This window comes from Scytonema hankhaensis NUACC26 (assembly GCF_045865695.1).
Classification (GTDB): Bacteria; Cyanobacteriota; Cyanobacteriia; order Cyanobacteriales; family Nostocaceae; genus Scytonema.
Window position 1 is genome coordinate 1 of sequence record NZ_BAACAP010000154.1, and the last position, 17,394, is coordinate 17,394.

21 protein-coding genes, 1 tRNA gene and 1 riboswitch are annotated in these 17,394 nt (G+C 43.1%); of the genes, 8 read left to right on the forward strand and 14 right to left on the reverse strand.

Features of this window, described 5'->3' with window-relative positions:
* From ACKTT2_RS11415 to ACKTT2_RS11430, 4 genes are all read right to left on the reverse strand, one after another.
* On the reverse strand, positions 1-158 hold a 158-nt coding region (locus ACKTT2_RS11415), incomplete at its 3' end, for an element excision factor XisH family protein (RefSeq protein ID WP_407886845.1).
* A 79-nt stretch (positions 159-237) separates the two neighbouring features.
* Positions 238-537 carry a hypothetical protein gene (locus ACKTT2_RS11420; protein ID WP_407886784.1) on the reverse strand — a complete coding sequence of 100 codons (300 nt, stop codon included), beginning with the start codon at positions 535-537 and terminating at the stop codon, positions 238-240.
* Between the two features lies 1 nt (position 538).
* Complete coding sequence (locus ACKTT2_RS11425; protein WP_407886786.1) at positions 539-712, reverse strand: hypothetical protein; 174 nt, start codon at positions 710-712, stop codon at positions 539-541.
* 6 nt (positions 713-718) lie between these two features.
* Complete coding sequence (locus ACKTT2_RS11430; RefSeq protein WP_407886788.1) at positions 719-916, reverse strand: DUF4058 family protein; 198 nt, start codon at positions 914-916, stop codon at positions 719-721.
* Positions 917-923: 7 nt separating this feature from the next.
* On the opposite strand from ACKTT2_RS11430, the gene ACKTT2_RS11435 reads away from it, so the two are divergent.
* Both ACKTT2_RS11435 and ACKTT2_RS11440 read left to right on the forward strand, forming a co-directional pair.
* Positions 924-1,199 (forward strand): hypothetical protein, encoded by a 276-nt coding sequence (locus tag ACKTT2_RS11435; RefSeq protein ID WP_407886790.1) that lies wholly within the window; start codon positions 924-926, stop codon positions 1,197-1,199.
* A 479-nt stretch (positions 1,200-1,678) separates the two neighbouring features.
* Positions 1,679-1,903, forward strand: a complete 225-nt coding sequence (locus ACKTT2_RS11440; RefSeq protein WP_407886792.1) for a DUF4327 family protein — start codon at positions 1,679-1,681, stop codon at positions 1,901-1,903.
* Between the two features lie 73 nt (positions 1,904-1,976).
* On the opposite strand, the gene ACKTT2_RS11445 is transcribed toward ACKTT2_RS11440, so the two are convergent.
* From ACKTT2_RS11445 to ACKTT2_RS11470, 6 genes are all read right to left on the reverse strand, one after another.
* Positions 1,977-3,227, reverse strand: a complete 1,251-nt coding sequence (locus tag ACKTT2_RS11445; protein WP_407886793.1) for a protein kinase domain-containing protein — start codon at positions 3,225-3,227, stop codon at positions 1,977-1,979.
* A gap of 148 nt (positions 3,228-3,375) precedes the next feature.
* Complete coding sequence (locus ACKTT2_RS11450) at positions 3,376-4,491, reverse strand: RNA-guided endonuclease InsQ/TnpB family protein (protein WP_407886795.1); 1,116 nt, start codon at positions 4,489-4,491, stop codon at positions 3,376-3,378.
* Positions 4,492-4,551: 60 nt separating this feature from the next.
* The gene (locus tag ACKTT2_RS11455) at positions 4,552-6,534 is read right to left on the reverse strand and encodes a serine/threonine phosphatase (protein WP_407886797.1); all 1,983 of its coding nucleotides are present in this window, start codon (positions 6,532-6,534) and stop codon (positions 4,552-4,554) included.
* 472 nt (positions 6,535-7,006) lie between these two features.
* On the reverse strand, positions 7,007-7,591 hold the full coding sequence (locus ACKTT2_RS11460; protein WP_407886798.1) for an rRNA large subunit pseudouridine synthase E: 585 nt from the start codon (positions 7,589-7,591) through the stop codon (positions 7,007-7,009).
* A 180-nt stretch (positions 7,592-7,771) separates the two neighbouring features.
* Complete coding sequence (locus ACKTT2_RS11465; protein WP_407886800.1) at positions 7,772-8,131, reverse strand: type II toxin-antitoxin system PemK/MazF family toxin; 360 nt, start codon at positions 8,129-8,131, stop codon at positions 7,772-7,774.
* On the reverse strand, positions 8,128-8,403 hold the full coding sequence (locus tag ACKTT2_RS11470; RefSeq protein WP_407886801.1) for a ribbon-helix-helix domain-containing protein: 276 nt from the start codon (positions 8,401-8,403) through the stop codon (positions 8,128-8,130). Before ACKTT2_RS11470 ends, ACKTT2_RS11465 begins: the two co-directional genes overlap by 4 nt.
* A gap of 196 nt (positions 8,404-8,599) precedes the next feature.
* A riboswitch (TPP riboswitch) is annotated at positions 8,600-8,696 on the forward strand.
* Positions 8,697-8,703: 7 nt separating this feature from the next.
* Here ACKTT2_RS11470 and thiC point away from each other — a divergent pair.
* Positions 8,704-10,080, forward strand: coding sequence for a phosphomethylpyrimidine synthase (gene thiC, locus ACKTT2_RS11475; protein WP_407886803.1), 1,377 nt, complete (start codon positions 8,704-8,706; stop codon positions 10,078-10,080).
* 65 nt (positions 10,081-10,145) lie between these two features.
* Here thiC and pyrE read toward each other — a convergent pair whose 3' ends face one another.
* A complete protein-coding gene (gene pyrE / locus ACKTT2_RS11480) occupies positions 10,146-10,772 on the reverse strand; it encodes an orotate phosphoribosyltransferase (RefSeq protein ID WP_407886804.1) in 627 nt (208 codons plus the stop codon).
* A 103-nt stretch (positions 10,773-10,875) separates the two neighbouring features.
* Between pyrE and ACKTT2_RS11485 the strand changes: the two genes are divergently transcribed.
* Positions 10,876-11,295 (forward strand): hypothetical protein, encoded by a 420-nt coding sequence (locus ACKTT2_RS11485; RefSeq protein ID WP_407886847.1) that lies wholly within the window; start codon positions 10,876-10,878, stop codon positions 11,293-11,295.
* Positions 11,296-11,620: 325 nt separating this feature from the next.
* Here the strand turns inward: ACKTT2_RS11485 and ACKTT2_RS11490 are convergent.
* Positions 11,621-11,693: transfer RNA gene (locus ACKTT2_RS11490), tRNA-Ile, on the reverse strand.
* Between the two features lie 212 nt (positions 11,694-11,905).
* On the opposite strand from ACKTT2_RS11490, the gene ACKTT2_RS11495 reads away from it, so the two are divergent.
* Both ACKTT2_RS11495 and ACKTT2_RS11500 read left to right on the forward strand, forming a co-directional pair.
* Entirely contained in the window at positions 11,906-12,604 is a 699-nt protein-coding gene (locus ACKTT2_RS11495) for a hypothetical protein (RefSeq protein ID WP_407886806.1), read from the forward strand.
* 118 nt (positions 12,605-12,722) lie between these two features.
* Positions 12,723-14,075: a hemolysin family protein gene (locus ACKTT2_RS11500; RefSeq protein WP_407886807.1), complete on the forward strand. Its 1,353-nt coding sequence runs from the start codon at positions 12,723-12,725 to the stop codon at positions 14,073-14,075.
* 28 nt (positions 14,076-14,103) lie between these two features.
* On the opposite strand, the gene queC is transcribed toward ACKTT2_RS11500, so the two are convergent.
* Positions 14,104-14,793: a 7-cyano-7-deazaguanine synthase QueC gene (queC, locus tag ACKTT2_RS11505; RefSeq protein WP_407886809.1), complete on the reverse strand. Its 690-nt coding sequence runs from the start codon at positions 14,791-14,793 to the stop codon at positions 14,104-14,106.
* Positions 14,794-15,089: 296 nt separating this feature from the next.
* Between queC and ACKTT2_RS11510 the strand changes: the two genes are divergently transcribed.
* Positions 15,090-16,166: a Gfo/Idh/MocA family oxidoreductase gene (locus tag ACKTT2_RS11510; protein WP_407886849.1), complete on the forward strand. Its 1,077-nt coding sequence runs from the start codon at positions 15,090-15,092 to the stop codon at positions 16,164-16,166.
* 229 nt (positions 16,167-16,395) lie between these two features.
* On the opposite strand, the gene ACKTT2_RS11515 is transcribed toward ACKTT2_RS11510, so the two are convergent.
* Complete coding sequence (locus tag ACKTT2_RS11515; RefSeq protein ID WP_407886811.1) at positions 16,396-16,623, reverse strand: hypothetical protein; 228 nt, start codon at positions 16,621-16,623, stop codon at positions 16,396-16,398.
* A gap of 24 nt (positions 16,624-16,647) precedes the next feature.
* Here ACKTT2_RS11515 and ACKTT2_RS11520 point away from each other — a divergent pair, with 24 nt between their 5' ends.
* Positions 16,648-17,262 (forward strand): DedA family protein, encoded by a 615-nt coding sequence (locus ACKTT2_RS11520; protein ID WP_407886813.1) that lies wholly within the window; start codon positions 16,648-16,650, stop codon positions 17,260-17,262.
* Positions 17,263-17,394 lie beyond the last annotated feature (132 nt).

Sequence of the window (17,394 nt, forward strand, 5' to 3'; positions counted from 1 at the left end):
TCTCCTGACCTTTCTGCAGCCAGCAGTTGCTCTGCTCCCAAATCAATTAGCAGTTCAACTTCCTCAACAAGAAGGCGTAACGGATCATCCGTAATTGTCCAACCATCTTTTTCGAGCGCTCGCCTGACTGCATCATGAAATGCATCTCTCACAGACATAGTGATTGAATGTGCAACCGGACAGGTAAAAAGTAGCCACTACTATTATATAACGTAAACGACAACATCTGTGAATTACTCAGAATGTAATCCATACATCTTGTGTTTTATAAAATTCCCCACGTTGCTCTAAGGTATATCCTCCTAATAATAATCCCAACCAGACTTCTATCAAAGGTATTTTTAATGCTTTTTGCAAATCGAGCAGGCGAATACTTTGACCTTTAAGCTGCTTTAAGTGTCTCGCGATCGCTTCTATCCACTCCTCTACTTTTTCCTCATGTGCCAAATTTATAATCTCGTCAGCCAGTTTTGTTTCCGTTAGTGTTTGCTCTGCCAAAAGTTCATCGACTACGTTAACCAGTGTAGTTTTCTCCACTTCACCAACTGTTGAGCCATCTATCTGAAAGGATGATTGTTTCTTTCGGTTTAATGGATATTGAACCTAATAAGAACGGCGGTTGTGGCAATACTTTGGATTCCAGCATCCATCGCCACTTTCTCCATGCTTTTGCTGTGCTTCGAGCGAACTCAGTTTTGAGCAAAGCAGACATTTTTCACTATAAAGACGCGCCATTTGCACCTCGAATCGGGGCTAATAATTCCTTAACCCACTGTTGGTTGGCTTGTGATAATTTAGGAGGTGGAATGGGTAGGCTGTAATCAATGAGATCGTTATAAAGGGTCTGCTCGCATACCCCATCAACAATTAGCTGCAAATCAACGCTCAATTCTTCATCTGACAACGAAAGCGGCAAAGGAAAATTGGGAATTGGCTGTGCTCGTGGAAGTTATGGCGGAATGAAGCGCGAGTGGCTGTATTGGTACGAAGAACACCAACAGCGATATCTAACACCCTCTGAACAGGTTAAAATAGCTGAACAGCAAGCACAAGCCGAAGCACAACGGGCAGAAAAACTGGCTGCCAAATTACGCGAGTTGAATATTGACCCTGTAAACTCCTGTTACAACAGATGTAAGTCACGCTGTTACAACTCAATTTTTGCAGTTCGCGCTCTTAGCTCCCAGATAAAAGATTAAATTTTTATAAAGTTTCATTTTAATCCTATCCAATGTTAGATGTTTGCGATATCCTTCTAGATAATGTTTGATAAAGGGGTAATACCCCACAGCTTAGTAGCAAAATTTTCAACTCCCTGCCTAAAGTCTGAAACAATCCCTTAATGTATAGGTTTGAAAAAACTGCATAAATTATGGTGAAACAAGCAAATACTGTTTTGCAACACGTATCACAGCCCATTATCTGTGCAAGTAGAGGAAAGCTGATTTCTTTAGCTTGGTATATCTTATGATGGAGTAGAGTCAAATTTAACCTATGTGGTGGTAATTACCGTACAAAACCGAATTGAACTGCACCTGAGTAGAGTAAGCTATGATATAGTGAAAAGGTTAAGACTTGCTTTGCCAAAGTACGAAACTCTACGCGACGGAACAATTCCAAAGAGGGAAGCAGTTTTGATTGAGCATTTACCAAACCAAATCAGAAACTAATCGAGGTTATGAGTAGTAAGCAACAAGTTATTCACCCAATGGTGAAGTTGCAACGTAATGTGCATTCACTTGTGGAATCCAAAATTATCAAGCCCACAGACAGCATTTGGAAAATCGCTTTGCTCTTCGGCAACGATTGGCAGTATTTGAAACAAGAACTGCTGGACTATGGCTTTAGCATGCAAGATCCAGTGAGCGAATTGCTGTCTGTAGAAGAATGGGATGAGGAATAGGGATTGGGGATTAGGGACTGGCGATTAGGTTTATGTTATTTCCCCAATCGCTAGTCCCCAATCACCAGTCACCCTACTGACACCCATACAACGCTGCTGCTAATTCTTTAGCAGTTTGAAAGCGATCGCGTGGTAAAGGTTCGGTAACGCGGTTAATAAATTCCCTTAATTTGGGAGTAATTGTGGGAATATTTGCCACATCAAACCGAAAAGTTCTGCCTTGTTGGCGGTAGAATTTAAAGGGGCTTTCACCAGTGAGCAGAAAAATTAGCGTTGGTCCGATGGCATACAAATCGGACTGCGTTACCGGCTGTCCTCGTTCTTGTTCGGGGGCGCAATATCCTTCTGCTCCTATGCGCGTTCCGGGTGCTGTACCAATTTCCTTCACAGCACCAAAATCCAATACCACGATCCGATTATTAGAATTGCGTACCATGAGGTTTGCAGGTTTAATATCGCGGTGGATAAGAGGAGGTTCTTGACTGTGAATGTAGTCCAAAATATCACAGGTTTGAATCATCCAACCAATTGCCTGACTTGGTGTAACAGGACCTTTTTTATAAATCAGTTTCTCCAAGTCTTGTCCGTGGACTAACTCCATGGCTAAATACTTCTTTCCACCTTCTACGAAAAAATCATAATATTTAGGAATGCCAGGATGGCTCAGGGATTGAAGAGTACGTGCTTCTCTTTCAAATAATTCTTGAGCTTTAGCAATTTTTGCCATATCGGCATTCATCTGCTTTAAGACAAGCAATCGCGATAAGCCGGGTACGGCTTGCACTAAGAGCGATCGCTCAGCAATTTTTCCAGCAGCATCCCAAGCCAAATAAGTCGTTCCCATCCCCCCTTGTCCTAGAATTCGCAATACCTGATATTGGCGAATCGTATGGAGTACGTTCAAGGGCTGACCGCAGTGGATGCAGAATAAATTGTCAGGGGAATTGCCTTCATGGGTGCAACTATAAGGCGAGACTGGAACGCTTTGTTGTACATCTCCATTGATTTGGAATTTCAGGATAGGACCTCCCTGTGCCAATTGCAACAAGGAGTTATCGGGAACCAGCGCCTGAGTCACCAAAACACCATTTAAAAAAGTGCCATTCGTGCCTTTACTCGTCACCTGCCAAGAACCATTCCCAGCATTCCTAGACTGGGTAAGACTCATTTGCTTGAGTTCCAGATGGTGTCGAGAAACCAAGCTATCGCTCAAAACAATATCATTCTCAGCCGAACGACCAATCCGGATAACACTTTCCTTTTGAAAATGCCATTGCTGGAGGGGTGTTTTTTGTTGCGGTTCTAACAAGGTCAGCGTGACCATAGGCGATATTTAATTCCGTATAGAAAAGACCTACCCAAAGTTACCCAAGGCTAGACGTTCTTCGTCATTGGTCTAGCTGAACTTTGGAGCTTAATTCTTGCTTCACTCTGGATGTGTCGGCACAAACCAGTCCACAAGCTCACTCCACCTAACTGGCGGTGATGGACGAATAGTTTTTAAGGTTGATGGCGGCGTTCAGGTCTCTGTTGAGACTGAAGTTACAGTGGTCGCAACAAAAAACTCTCTCTTTCAAAGAGAGTTCTTTATTGAGTGTTCCGCAATTAGAGCAAGTTTTAGAACTGGGAAACCATCTGTCAGCAATCACAAGTTTAGTACCATAAAGCTCGCACTTGTAGGTTAGTTGGCGTCTAAACTCATAAAATCCCATATCTTGAATGCTAGCTGCTAGTTTATGATTAGCCAACATTCCAGATACATTTAAATCCTCTATGACAACTATGCCGTGGTTTTTGGCTAGTCGGGTAGTGAGTTTATGTAATGTATCTTTACGGATGTTGGCAACTTTGGAGTGCAGTCTAGCAATTTGTAATTGGGCTTTCTTCCAATTAGCTGAGCCTATAATTTTATGACGATTTAACCATTGCATTCTAGAGAGCTTATTCTTGTACTTTTTGTAGGATTTTGCTCCTTCTATAATCTTTCCAGTAGACAATGTGGCAAGATTCATAACACCTAAATCAACGCCAACTGTAGGAAAAAACCAAGTGTCTTCTAATTTCAAATTCTCTGGAGATTGGTCAAATCGGAAACTAATAAACCATCTATCAGCCTCGCGACTAATTGTGCAAGTTTTAATTCCTTCTTCTTGTGGTAATCTCTCGTAGGTTTTCAGCACGCCAATTACAGGCACTTGAATTTTGTTGTCACGAGTGATTTTGATACTTCCTTCTAGAGTAAACGAGTCATGTCTACCTTTTTTCTTAAACTTAGGGACTCCTTTTTTCTTCTCAAAACAATATTTCCAAGCCCTCCGTAAAGCTCTTAGTGCTTCTTGTGGTGTTGATTTAGAGCATTCATAATACCATGGGCTTTCAGGTTTTACCAATGCGACTAACCATTTATGTAAATCAATAGAGGTCGGAAACTTTATCTTTTCAGTGGGATTATTTTTGTTCCAATCTAGAATCTGTTTGGTGATACCCAATCCCCAATTCCAAGCATGACGCGCTACACCACAATGTTTCGCAAGATTGGTACGCTGTTGATTATTCAATTTCAATTCTGTTTTGAATCCTAACAGCATTTACTTGACCTCGTTAATCACTTGTGTCATGCCATCAATTAATTTTTTTTTTTCCGACTTCTAGTGCTCCATATTCGGTCGCACCTTTGCACGGATAACAACAGCAGTGATATTATCATGTCCATTGTAATTGTTTGCCAGATCGATTAGAGCTTTTACACCATGTTCTAAATTAGCACTAGAACTAAGCAAAGGTTGTAAGTGTGTTTGCCAGTGTAATGTCAGTAAATTATTATCAGACAAACCATCGGAAGCCAGAAGAAACACGGTATCCTCGTTGATCTCTAAAAACTTTACCTCAGGAACGATATAATTATCATCTCTCGGACCGAGAGCTTGAGTCAGTTGATAAGCATCAGGGCGAGCATAAGCCACGTTAGGCTCAACGCCTCTAGAAATTTCCCGTTGACCCACCTCATGGTCTACCGTTATTTGTTCCAATCCTCCTTTGCGAGTTAAGCGATAAAGACGGCTATCTCCCACATGAGCTACAGCCACTTGAGTATCATAAACAAGCACCATTACTAGGGTCGTACCCATGCGCCCAACGCCGGAACGGAAGTCTTTTTGATTGACATCGTAAATTGCCTTATTGGCTAGCCGTACTGCTTGACGGATATCGCTTTCTGTAGGCATTTGGTTAGAAGTCCAGTGAGTTTGAAAGTATTGTCGCAAAGTGCTGACAGCCAAAGCACTAGCCACCTCACCTCCCGCGTGTCCGCCCATTCCATCACACAGAACGTACAAACCTCTTGTTTGTAAAGTACGGTTATTTGGCAACTCCAACTTATAAATTTCTGTCTCGATGCCAAAGTAATCTTCGTTATGGTCGCGTTGACGCCCCACATCAGTCAACCCCGCATAATCCAAGCTCATTAATTGCATGGGTAGAACAACTGTTGGCATATCATCTGCTTTTGGCTCGGTATCTTCCTCATCCAATTGCAAGATAGTCCGAGAATCAGGACTTTGTGGCACTTCAGGGTCGGGTGAAGAAGAATCTGTAGAAGAAAGACCTTGTAATTCGCAAGATATTGCTTCTAATCGCGATTGTAACTGTTCTAGAGACTGAACTTTCTCAAGTTCCAAATCTCCTAATAAATGTAAAATAGAACCAAATTGAGTGCGCTGAGATTCTCTAAACAAAGCTTGCCACATCCGCCCTAGAGTTTGTACTGAAAACGGTTGCGCTTTTACCTCGTCCGTTGAAGTTGTTTTATCTTCCAATGGCACTTCTGTAATGTCTTCATGGATTGGCTCGATATATAATTGCTGTAAGGCAAGCGATTGGTCTTCATCCAGTTTTAAATTAGACAATTCTAAAAGACTTTGACGGCAGTGAACTTTTTCCAGCACCGCCCAAAGTTGAGTCATTTGGTAAAAAAAGTTGACAATTTGTAACGAACTTGTTGTCTCTTGATGCCAGATATCAAGTAAAGATTGCCAATGCGATCGATCCTCTACGAGTACTACCTGTATGCCATTGTATTGCCAAGTATCGCGAATCGGCGGTATACCCAGATGGCATAAAGGTTGTAAAACGATATAAGGTTTAGCAAGATTTGGAATTTCATCCATCCCAACCGATGGTGTTGCTACTCCCTGTTCGTCATTCAGCAGCATCACTTCCAAAAGAGTTCTTTGATAAGGTTGGCAATCTAAAACTCTTACCCCAACCTTTGTATGAGAGGGGATATTTTCTAGTACGAACGATGGATCTAAAATTTGATATCGCTGCTGTTCGTCTAAATAAGACGGAACTGGGGTAGGAGAGGGAGGAGAACCTTCCATTTCCCCTTGTTCCCTTGTCTGTTGATTCTCTCGTCCTACAGTCTCCCGTTCCCAATCCTCTATTTTTTCTTTAGTAACAATCGCCCATAAAATTGTGCCGCATTCAGCACCACAGTTACCGCAGTATTGTGCATCCAAAGCAACATCAGCACTACACTCCGGACAGACTCGATGGGTTAACGACTCGCCACAATTTTGGCAAAATCTATTAGCATTGGGGTTCTCAAAGTTACACTGAGGACATATCAGCATTGTGGAAGTTCCTTCATTCCCGTTCCTATGTGCTTTAGACTGCTACAGTCCAAGGTGACACAATTGTCAATCCTTGCCTACAGTGGTCTTACAAAACATTGTGGTTTATATAGTGAATTTTTGTAGCAGTTCTTATTTTTACAAATATTAACTATGTTTTCTTAATATCCGCAAGCTTTTGACCGCTCGACACAACGTAGTCATTCAGCTAGAAATCTATACTAAGAGACCTCCAGATAAAGAATATTCAACTTTTTCTTGTGGTGCGAAGAGCAGTGCGTTGCGGGGGTCTCCCCCTTGCCCCTTATCCCCACTTCGTGGGGGCCCCGAGTTCCCCAGAGGGGACCCCAAAGCCCCCCGTTGAAGCAACTGCGGGGCGTCCCGCCCGCCACTAGTCTAAAACGGGCGAGGACGCCCGTTCCACAAGATGGATAATTTATTTCTTGGAAATCTTTTAGGTAGCGATCGCTGTTTAAGCAGATTTTAACAAGATTTTTCCTTCATCAGAAGTCAAATCTCGCCACTGACCGGGTTGCAACCCATTTAGATTTAAACAATTTATACTCACCCGAACCAACCGCAAAGTTGGAAACCCCACAGCCGCCGTCATTCGTCGTACTTGGCGATTTTTGCCCTCCGTCAAAGTCATCTCCAACCAAGCAGTTGGAACGTTCTTACGAAATCTAATAGGTGGATTCCGTTCTGGTAAATCTGGTTCTACAGGTAACAAAACAACTTTAGCAGGGCGAGTTCGGTAGTTTTGAATTGTCACACCTTTCTCAAGCTGATTCAAAGCAGTCGCATCGGGAATTCGTTCCACTTGTACCCAATAAGTTCGTTCGTGTCCAAACCGAGGATCGCTCAGACGGTGTTGTAATTGCCCTTGACTGGTTAAAAATAATAAGCCCTCGCTATCCCAATCCAAACGTCCTACGGGATACACGTCAGGAACATCTATGTAATCCTTTAGAGTACTGCGAGCTGGCGTGTCTTGGGTAAATTGACACAGGACTCCGTAGGGTTTGTAAAATATGATGTAGCGGTGGGATTTGGGCATAGGGCATTGGGCATGGGGGATATACGTAAGTTCTGCAAGAGTTTAATGGACTTCTTGCAAAAGTCAAGAAAAATGAATAATTATCTGCAATGTGTAGCAGTGTATGTGGATAAAATTTATTTATGCAAGAAGTCTAAATATTAAAGAAATATATTGTGAGGAAAAGCTTCATCCTCAGAATTATTCAAACTCAATTTGCCCTGGCAAATCTAAAGCTATTAGCAAAGCTCGATCTAATTGCTGTAAAGCTTCAGGTGAAAGTACCCCACGCAAATGCAAAAAACGTGTTTTAGCTAAGGCACGAACTTGATTCGCCATTGCCAAACAATCTCTATTTAAACCCCCATTAGGTGCATAAATAAGTATTTGACTGGGATAGATACGCTTTCCAGGGCGATAGGTTGTACAAGGAACTGCCAACACAACTTGGCTACTAACATTGATAGCATCACGGCTAACAATAATTACTGGTCGGGTTCCTGCTTGCTCGGAACCTTCAGTAGGATCGAGATATGCATCATAAACTTCTCCTCTCCTCACAGCTGAGACTCACCTATCTGAAAAGCTTCCCAGTCAGATTTAGCAAAGTCGCGAGCGATCGCAAGTGATTCTGCTTGATATTCGTCATCATCCGCCATTTTCGCAAAAGCAGCATCAATTTCTGCTCGTTTTTGAGCAGCTAATTCACGACGTAAAGCACGAGCAACAAACTCGTTACGACTCTTAGCTTTTCCCTCTTGTACAGCACGATCTGTTGCTTCTAGTAGCTCAACTGGTATGGTTAACGTTGTCCGAACAGTAAGACTTTCCATACAATCATATCAATATGATGATTTATCTGATGTCTATTATGACATCAACTCCATTTAGAAATTTTCAAGAAGTAAATTTTTCATCTTGTGGGGTGGGTGTCCTCGCCCGCTTATGCTACCGGACATGATATAATTATCTATATTAAATGACACAAATCATTACTGGTCACTGGTCACTGGTCGTGATATAATCTTCTACACAAGCTAGGGGTGCCTGCAAGAAAAGGCTGAGATTACACCCTTAAAACCTGAGTCCGGGTAATACCGGCGGAGGGAAGCTGTTTATAGAGGTAATCAAATATGCGGACAGAATGGGTTGCCAAGCGGCATGGGCAGAGCAACGTGACACAAATGCACTATGCTCGTCAGGGTGTCATCACCGAAGAGATGCACTACGTTGCCCAACGGGAAAATCTTCCCGTCGATCTTATTAAAGAAGAAGTGGCACGGGGACGCATGATTATTCCAGCTAACGTTAACCACGTAAATCTGGAACCAATGTGTATTGGCATTGCTTCTAAATGTAAAGTGAATGCTAACATTGGCGCGTCTCCCAACTCTTCCAATATTGAGGAAGAACTATCCAAGTTGCATTTGTCTGTCAAGTATGGTGCTGATACCGTCATGGATTTGTCCACAGGTGGCGGTAATTTAGATGAAATTCGTACTGCCATTATCAACGCTTCACCAGTACCAATTGGAACCGTACCAGTGTATCAGGCGTTGGAAAGTGTCTACGGTAAAATGGAAAACCTAACGCCAGACGACTTTCTCCACGTTATAGAAAAACACGCCCAGCAAGGAGTCGATTACATGACTATCCACGCCGGGATTTTAATTGAGTATTTGCCTTTAGTCAAAAATCGTATTACGGGTATAGTCTCTCGTGGCGGTGGTATTTTGGCGAAGTGGATGCTGCATCATCACAAGCAAAACCCGCTTTACACCCATTTCCGAGACATCATTGAGATTTTTAAGAAATACGACGTATCATTCAGCTTAGGCGACTCATTGCGTCCCGGTTGTCTCCATGATGCTTCTGATGAAGCGCAACTAGCAGAACTGAAAACTTTAGGACAATTAACTCGCAAAGCTTGGGAACATAACGTACAAGTCATGGTCGAAGGTCCCGGACACGTTCCAATGGATCAAATTGAGTTCAATGTCAAGAAGCAAATGGAAGAGTGTTCGGAAGCACCCTTCTACGTATTAGGACCGTTGGTAACCGATATTGCTCCGGGTTACGACCACATTACCTCCGCAATCGGGGCTGCAATGGCGGGTTGGTACGGTACTGCTATGCTGTGTTATGTCACGCCAAAAGAACACTTGGGCTTGCCCAATGCTGAAGATGTCCGCAACGGTTTGATTGCTTACAAAATAGCAGCTCATGCAGCTGATATTGCTAGACATCGCCAGGGTGCGAGAGACAGAGACGACCAACTGTCCCATGCTCGTTATAATTTCGACTGGAACCGTCAGTTTGAATTATCTCTCGATCCCGACAGAGCCAAAGAATATCACGACGAGACCCTACCAGCCGACATCTACAAAACGGCAGAGTTTTGTTCGATGTGCGGTCCCAAGTTCTGCCCCATGCAAACCAAAGTTGATGCCGATGCACTCACAGAACTTGAGAAGTTTTTGGCAAAGGATAAGGAAGTTGTGAGCTACTAGGGATTGGGGAACTCGGGATCCCCTCCTTGTTGAGGGGCATGGGGATTGGGGATTTTTCCCAATCGCTAGTCCCCAGTCCCCAACTCCCTATACCTCTGTTGAATATCCTCAATTGAGAACACGGCTTCAAATTGTAGCCCTACAGATTGATAAAATTCTGCTCCACCTTGTTTGCGATCGACTAACGAAATGACCCGCTCGACAGCGTAACCTGCAGCTTGCAGCCGTTGAACGGCTTTCATAGCAGATTGTCCAGTGGTCACAACATCTTCTAGAACGACGATTTTTGCACCTTCCGGTAAATTAAGACCCTCAATATACGCTCTCGTTCCGTGTCCTTTTGCTTCTTTGCGAACTATCAGTGCTGGAATTGGTCTATTTTCATAGGCGGAAACTACACTTACAGCACTAACAATCGGATCTGCTCCCAATGTTAAACCTGCAACGGCTTGCGTATCTATTGGTAGAAGTGATAGAAGGATACGACCAATTGCCAATGCACCTTGAGGATGCAGCGTCACTTGTTTGCCGTTGATGTAGTAAGAACTATGTTGCCCGGAACTCAGAACAAAGTCACCCTCCTGATATGCCAATTGACAAAATAAATTGAGTAACTGTTGGCGTAGGCTTGCCAAATCAGTAGTAGCAGCCCAGATAGCTGACTGGGTATGAGTTTCGGCTTGATAAGTCATGACAGCAGGTAAAAAATTATGCTACACCAAGAGGATGAACTCTGAGGAGTTCTGAAATTAAGCATAAGTTAAAATTCGCACAAATGTTGAGGAGCTATGAATGATGAGTACAAAATTTAGATATCTTGGTGGTTTATTGGTGTTGCTTTCTACCATGAGTTTTCCTGCTGTTGTTAACGCCGAAACAGAAACACCTAACTATGAATCAACCAATGATGTCTTTGAACGGGCTTTTTTCAAAAATGACCCCAATTTTTACCGCAACCAGTCCATCTGGCGTCAGATAGACTTCATACTGGGTAAAGGGTCTTTATTTCGCAATTCATTTCCAGAGCATGAAATTGCGCGAGATGCTGAATTAATGAATATTTTGTATCGCGATGCTCTCAACCAGCAAGCGACCCACGATCCTTATATTCGGACTCCAGACTTACCTAATCCTTACAACTCGTCTATTCTCATGTCCCCAGCACTGAACTCTAACAAGCTCAAAACAGGTACTGAGTTTCGATTTGAACAATAATCAGTGACCAGTGACCAGTGACCAGTGACCAGTGACCAGCGACCAGTGACCAGTGACCAGTGACTAGTGACCAGTGACTAGTGACTAGTGACCAGTGACCAGCGAGCGGTTACCGGTTGTTGGTTATAGTTAAAGATGACCAGTTACTTGGTTTGCAAAGTTATGTTCAGTGTGACCAAGCAACGGGAAACTGGGGAGGTTGATGAGCCTCCACTCGAAGACATTCCCAGGCGGAGCCGGGGAACGAGGGTGAATCGGTTACTGGTCACTGATTACCGATCGCTGGTCACTGATTACTGGTCACTGGTCACTGCTCACTGTTAAATCCAGGGTGCAGGAGTTGAACCTGCCTGGGGCGAATTATGAGTTCGCTGCCTCAACCGCTCGGCCAACCCTGGTTAAATCTTATTAACTTTAGCACATGTCTCCAAAACATGACAACTATAGGGGTTGGAAACGGAACATATTAGATTGTAACAAGATCGGATGTTGATACTGCATAATAATTTGACAGTAAGATAAGGCAGACTAAGATCGATCGCATGCTTTTAAGCTTGGAGTGAATAGCTTCAATATTTTTGAATATACCAGTATTCTTGAGTTATATCTTATGAAACTGAATTCTACTGTACTTTTAACTTTGATTTTGTTAATTTTAATGTTGGGAGCTGGTTCTATCAGCGCTTTTTGGGGTTTTACGTTGGGTAGCGCCGCTTTAAAAGGTGTGACAACACCTGATGCTCGTCCTACTACTAAGTTCGCTAGCAGTAAGTCAGCTACGGCACAGCAAGCAGGGGTCACTCTGCTTAGGGAAGATGAAATTTTAAAAGTTGTCAAGGCAAGAATTGACGGCAAAAAAGCTACTAAAATCACCAAGCAAGACAAAGACGACGAGGAAACAAAAAAGACCAAGGTCAAACCAGAGCAAAAACCTGAAGAAGTTCCTGAAGAAAAGCCACAGCCCGGATTTCCAGTGAACTCGGAAAGCGAAGGCGTTAGTATGTCAGTCCAATCGGCTCGCTATTCTGGAGGTGCTTTGCTTTTGAGGGTGAAGATGCAGAACAAGGGTAAAGATTCCGTGCGATTCTTGTATAGTTTCCTCGATGTTTCCGATGATAAAGGTCGAACCTTAAGTGCTAGCACTGAGGGCTTACCTTCAGAACTACCTGCCAACGGACCAACATATTCTGGTACGATAAGCATTCCTTCAGCTGTGCTTGATGATGTGAAAAATGTCTCGCTTTCTCTAACGGACTATCCGGAACAAAAGCTGAAGCTACAGGTATCTAATATTCCTGTGGATCGGTAAAAAAAACTTACTAGGGACTAGGGACTAGGGACTGGGGACTGGGTAATTCCCAATCCCCAATCTCCAATCCCCAATCCCCAATTTTCATTAGGGGCGTCAGTTTAACACGAGCTTGGGCGTGAGTGGTTTTCCGAATTTAAGTTGGACAGATGTAGGGCTGCGGTTGTTGTCAGTACTGCTGCTCATTGCTATCAATGCATTCTTTGTAACAGCCGAGTTTTCAATGGTCACATTGCGGCGATCGCGTATCCGTCAATTGGTAGAATCAGGTGATATACAAGCAATCGCAGTTGAGAGTTTGCAACTTAGCATTGACCGATTGCTATCCACAACGCAATTAGGCATTACCCTTTCGAGTTTGGCGCTTGGTTGGATTGGGGAAAGTACGATTGTCGCCCCGATAAAGTTGGGGCTGCTATCTTTGCCCTTACCCAATGGTATGAGTAGTGTCGTCGCCCATTCTTTATCAATCCCAACGGCTTTTGTTCTCATTGCCTACCTGCAAATAGTTTTGGGAGAACTTTGCCCCAAATCAGTGGCTATGCTGTATTCCGAACAGCTAGCTAAATTTTTAGGACCATCTATTAGAGCAATTGTCAGATTCTTTAACCCCTTTGTTTGGATACTCAATCAATCAACTCGCTGGTTATTAAGACTATTTGGCATTCAATATACAGGTCAAAGCTGGCGATCCCCAGTCACTCCTGAAGAACTGCAACTGATCGTTTCCACAGAACGAGAATCTACAGGGTTAGAGGAGGAAGAGAGGGAATGGTTGAACAATGTCTTTGAATTTGGGGAGGTAACCGTACAAACGGTTATGATTCCTCGTACCAGCATTATAGCAATACCAAAAAATGCTACATTCATAACTTTTTTGCAAAGAATGATAGCCACTGGTCACTCTTGCTATCCAGTGACAGGAGAATCTTTAGATGATATTCGCGGTCTTATCTACCTTAAAGACTTAATAAAACCTCTAACTCTAGGAAAACTGACCTTAGAAACGCAAATTCAACCTTGGTTGCGCCCTGCAAGATTTGTACCAGAACACACGCCATTGAGCGAACTCTTGCCATTGATGCAGCAAGAAAAACCAGCGATGGCGATCGTCGTGAATGAATTTGGTGGTACTGTAGGACTGCTCACCATTCATGATGTCATCGCCCAGATTATTGGCGAACCGGAAGAATTAGAAAATACTAATGACTTGCTCATCCAAAGTGTAGACGAACAAACATTTCTAGTACAGGCACAAATTAACCTAGAAGACCTCAATGAGGTTTTGCATTTCAATTTACCTCTCAACAGAGAATATCAAACTTTAGCTGGTTTTTTGCTTTACCAATTGCAAAAAATTCCTATTCTTGGAGAAACTTTCCTCTATAACAATCTTGAATTTCGAGTCATCTCTGTTGCCGGACCCCGCCTGCACCAAGTCCAGATTCGGCGGGTAGAGGAAAGGGAATAGGGATTGGGGATTGGTCACTGGTCACTGGTCACTGGTCACTGGTCACTGCATACTCCAAAGGATCGACGAGTCCCAATTCATGAAAAGCAGCGAGACGCAAGCGACAAGAATCGCAAACTCCGCAAGCCATTTCACCCCCAGCGTAGCAAGACCAGGTAAGTTCCCACGGAACCCCTAACTGATTGCCGAGTTGGATAATTTCCGTTTTCTTCATTTGAATCAAGGGCGCAACAATCTCGATGGGATTCCCCAATCGCCCTTGCTTTGTTGCCAAACAAAACACTTCCTCCATTGCTTGAATGTAGTCAGGACGGCAATCAGGATATCCAGAGTAGTCCAAAGCATTAACGCCAATATAAACTCGTGCGGCGGCTAGAGTTTCGGCGTAAGCAAGGGCAAAACTGAGAAAGATGGTGTTGCGAGCCGGAACATAAGTCACTGGTATATTTTGTGACATCTCTGAGAGCGATCGCCCCTGGGGTAGATCGATGGAGTTATCCGTCAGTGCTGAACCGCCCCACTGACTTAAATCGAACGTTACTACCTGATGCTGTACTACCTTAACACGAGTAGCGATCGCACTTGCCGATTGTAACTCTCGTTGATGACGCTGCTGATAATCAAAAGACAGAGCATAGCATTCACAACCATCAGCCATTGCTTGGTACAAAACAGTAGAAGAGTCTAATCCACCGGATAATAGAATAACAGCTTTCATTTTATTTTTTTCAATGCAACTTAAGGAAGTTCACTTACGTCATTGTTTTCTTCTAACGTGAATAAACGTAAAGTAAGAAAAGCAAAAAAAGCATCATTTGAAACTAAATGCATAAAACTGACCCAAAGTGCGGGAACTCACATGAAACTTTGAAATTCTTCATAATAAGAACCTCTATGTTACCATCTGGATGGTTTTAGACAACTCATCATTGGCATTCTTAAGTATGACAGCCAATGAACGAGGTGTCTTTATATTTGGTGGTTGAGGAGATTATAAGAGTGCAAAATAGAAGTATGTTGCCAGGAGAACACAATGGTCAAGCACAGCGCAACTACCCACGATCGGTCCGCATAGGCGTGATCGGTGTGGGCAATATGGGGCAGCATCATGCCCGTATACTGAGTTCGATGAAAGATGTTGAACTGGTGGGTGTGGCTGATATTAACGTAGAACGAGGCTTAGAAACTGCAAGCAAATATAAAGTACGTTTTTTTGAAGATTACTGTGACTTACTACCCCTTGTGGATGCAGTTTGTATTGCTGTTCCTACCCGATTGCATTACGCCGTAGGTATCAATTGCCTGTTAGCGGGAATTCACGTACTGATCGAAAAACCAATCGCCGCCAGCATATCTGAAGCGGAGTCTTTAGTCAATGCTGCTGCTGATACTGGGTGCATTCTTCAGGTGGGACATATTGAGCGATTCAGCCCTGCATTTTTAGAATTGACAAAGGTGCTGAAAACCGAGGAAGTATTGGCAATAGAAGCCCATCGCATGAGCCCTTACTCAACTCGGGCAAACGATGTTTCCGTTGTTTTGGATTTAATGATCCATGATATTGACCTACTTCTGGAATTAGCTTGTTCTCCAGTTGTCAAGTTAACAGCTAGCGGAAATCGTACCTTAGACTCAGGTTATCTAGATTATGTCACTGCCACTTTAGGTTTTGCCAATGGTATCGTTGCTACCTTGACAGCAAGTAAAGTGACACATTGCAAAATCCGTCGCATTGTTGCCCATTGTAAAAACTCATTTACAGAGGCAGATTTTATTAAAAATGAAATTTTGATCCACAGGCAAAACTCTGCCAACGCCATGAATGATTACCGACAAGTGCTATATAGGCAAGATGGTATCATTGAAAGAGTTTATACGAGCAATACTGATAAGCTGGGGGCAGAATTAGAACACTTCGTCAACTGCGTGCGTGGTGGCAATCAACCCTCTGTTGGAGGAGAACAAGCCCTAAAAGCTTTGCGATTAGCAAGCTTAATCGAGCAAATGGCTCTAGAAGAACGGGTTTGGAATCCGTTAGAGTTGGATTGGCAATCTGAATCGAGAGTACAATCTCTGACTCCTATAGTTTGATTGGGGATTGGCGATTAGGGATTGGGGATTAGGGATTGGACACAAGCTACTAAATTTGCCTACCTCCTAACCCCTACTCCCTAACCTCTTGCCCTAGTGCAACTATTTTTGATACTTTGACTAATATCAGGAGTAATACAGGCTGATTGTAACAGTCTCATAAGTATTTGTCAGGAACTGCATACACCAGAACAGACGCAAAAACGTTGTACCTTCGGTTTTCTACCCTCTACCATCTGCCTTTTTTCAAACCAGACCCCTCACGAGCAATAGTTCGCAATGCTTGTCTTGAAAAGAATTCTTTATTCGCGATCGATGCCCAACGCCCTATTTCAAGACAGTTATTATGAAATGTGTATACCGGAACTGATAAAAAGGGATTGGCAAGCGGATGATTGGGAAATTTATTCCCAATCCCTAGTTCCCAATTCCCTGTCCCTAATCTCAAATCGCTCACCAAGCAACTTTAGGAAAAAATTTAATGACGGATTGGATAAAAGAGATTATTGAATCTCTAGGCTATTGGGGAATCGCCCTGCTGATGTTTCTTGAAAACTTATTTCCTCCTATTCCCTCGGAACTAATTATGCCCTTGGCAGGATACACATCGAATCTGCCAGGGGCTAAGCTTAATGTCCTTGGAGTGTTTTCGGCGGGACTGGTAGGTTCTGTGGCTGGTGCCCTAGTATGGTACTATCCGGGGAAATTTTTAGGGGAGAAGCGTTTATCTGCTTTAGCAGACAAATACGGCAAATGGATAAGTGTCTCAAGTAAAGATATCGTTAAAGCTAAAGGTTGGTTCGATCGCCAAGGTACAAAAGCTGTTTTGATTGGTCGCCTCGTACCGGGAGTTAGAACGCTAATTTCCGTTCCTGCCGGTATTAGCAATATGCCCTTGCTTCCTTTCATAATTTACTCTACATTAGGTAGCGCTGTCTGGGTAGGTTTGCTAACATACTCTGGATATGTGTTGGGGAGTCAGTATGAACTTGTGGACAAGTACCTAGCGCCTGTATCTAAAATTGTTCTTGCGGTTATCATCGTGGTATTTATTGCCTGGGTGGTGAAACGTCAGCGAAAACACAGGAGACGGTAAACACAGTTGTCTGCATAAAATTATAAAAAAGTTATGTGTTGTTTCCCCAAAAACAAGCGTAGCTAGCCCTCAAGCGTAATTCACTGTTTTCTCACTTGAGAGAAAGCAACTGAAAGCTGTGTGTCAGAATCT

Bases quoted from the DNA above. Each gene is read 5' to 3' on its own strand.
- ACKTT2_RS11455 (WP_407886797.1), bottom strand. From the start codon at position 6,534: ATGCTGATATGTCCTCAGTGTAACTTTGAGAACCCCAATGCTAATAGA.
- ACKTT2_RS11520 (WP_407886813.1), top strand. From the start codon at position 16,648: ATGACGGATTGGATAAAAGAGATTATTGAATCTCTAGGCTATTGGGGA.
- ACKTT2_RS11425 (WP_407886786.1), bottom strand. From the start codon at position 712: ATGTCTGCTTTGCTCAAAACTGAGTTCGCTCGAAGCACAGCAAAAGCA.
- queC (WP_407886809.1), bottom strand. From the start codon at position 14,793: ATGAAAGCTGTTATTCTATTATCCGGTGGATTAGACTCTTCTACTGTT.
- ACKTT2_RS11440 (WP_407886792.1), top strand. From the start codon at position 1,679: ATGAGTAGTAAGCAACAAGTTATTCACCCAATGGTGAAGTTGCAACGT.
- ACKTT2_RS11485 (WP_407886847.1), top strand. From the start codon at position 10,876: ATGAGTACAAAATTTAGATATCTTGGTGGTTTATTGGTGTTGCTTTCT.
- ACKTT2_RS11470 (WP_407886801.1), bottom strand. From the start codon at position 8,403: ATGGAAAGTCTTACTGTTCGGACAACGTTAACCATACCAGTTGAGCTA.
- ACKTT2_RS11450 (WP_407886795.1), bottom strand. From the start codon at position 4,491: ATGCTGTTAGGATTCAAAACAGAATTGAAATTGAATAATCAACAGCGT.
- ACKTT2_RS11445 (WP_407886793.1), bottom strand. From the start codon at position 3,227: ATGGTCACGCTGACCTTGTTAGAACCGCAACAAAAAACACCCCTCCAG.
- ACKTT2_RS11495 (WP_407886806.1), top strand. From the start codon at position 11,906: ATGAAACTGAATTCTACTGTACTTTTAACTTTGATTTTGTTAATTTTA.
- ACKTT2_RS11510 (WP_407886849.1), top strand. From the start codon at position 15,090: ATGTTGCCAGGAGAACACAATGGTCAAGCACAGCGCAACTACCCACGA.
- pyrE (WP_407886804.1), bottom strand. From the start codon at position 10,772: ATGACTTATCAAGCCGAAACTCATACCCAGTCAGCTATCTGGGCTGCT.
- ACKTT2_RS11460 (WP_407886798.1), bottom strand. From the start codon at position 7,591: ATGCCCAAATCCCACCGCTACATCATATTTTACAAACCCTACGGAGTC.
- thiC (WP_407886803.1), top strand. From the start codon at position 8,704: ATGCGGACAGAATGGGTTGCCAAGCGGCATGGGCAGAGCAACGTGACA.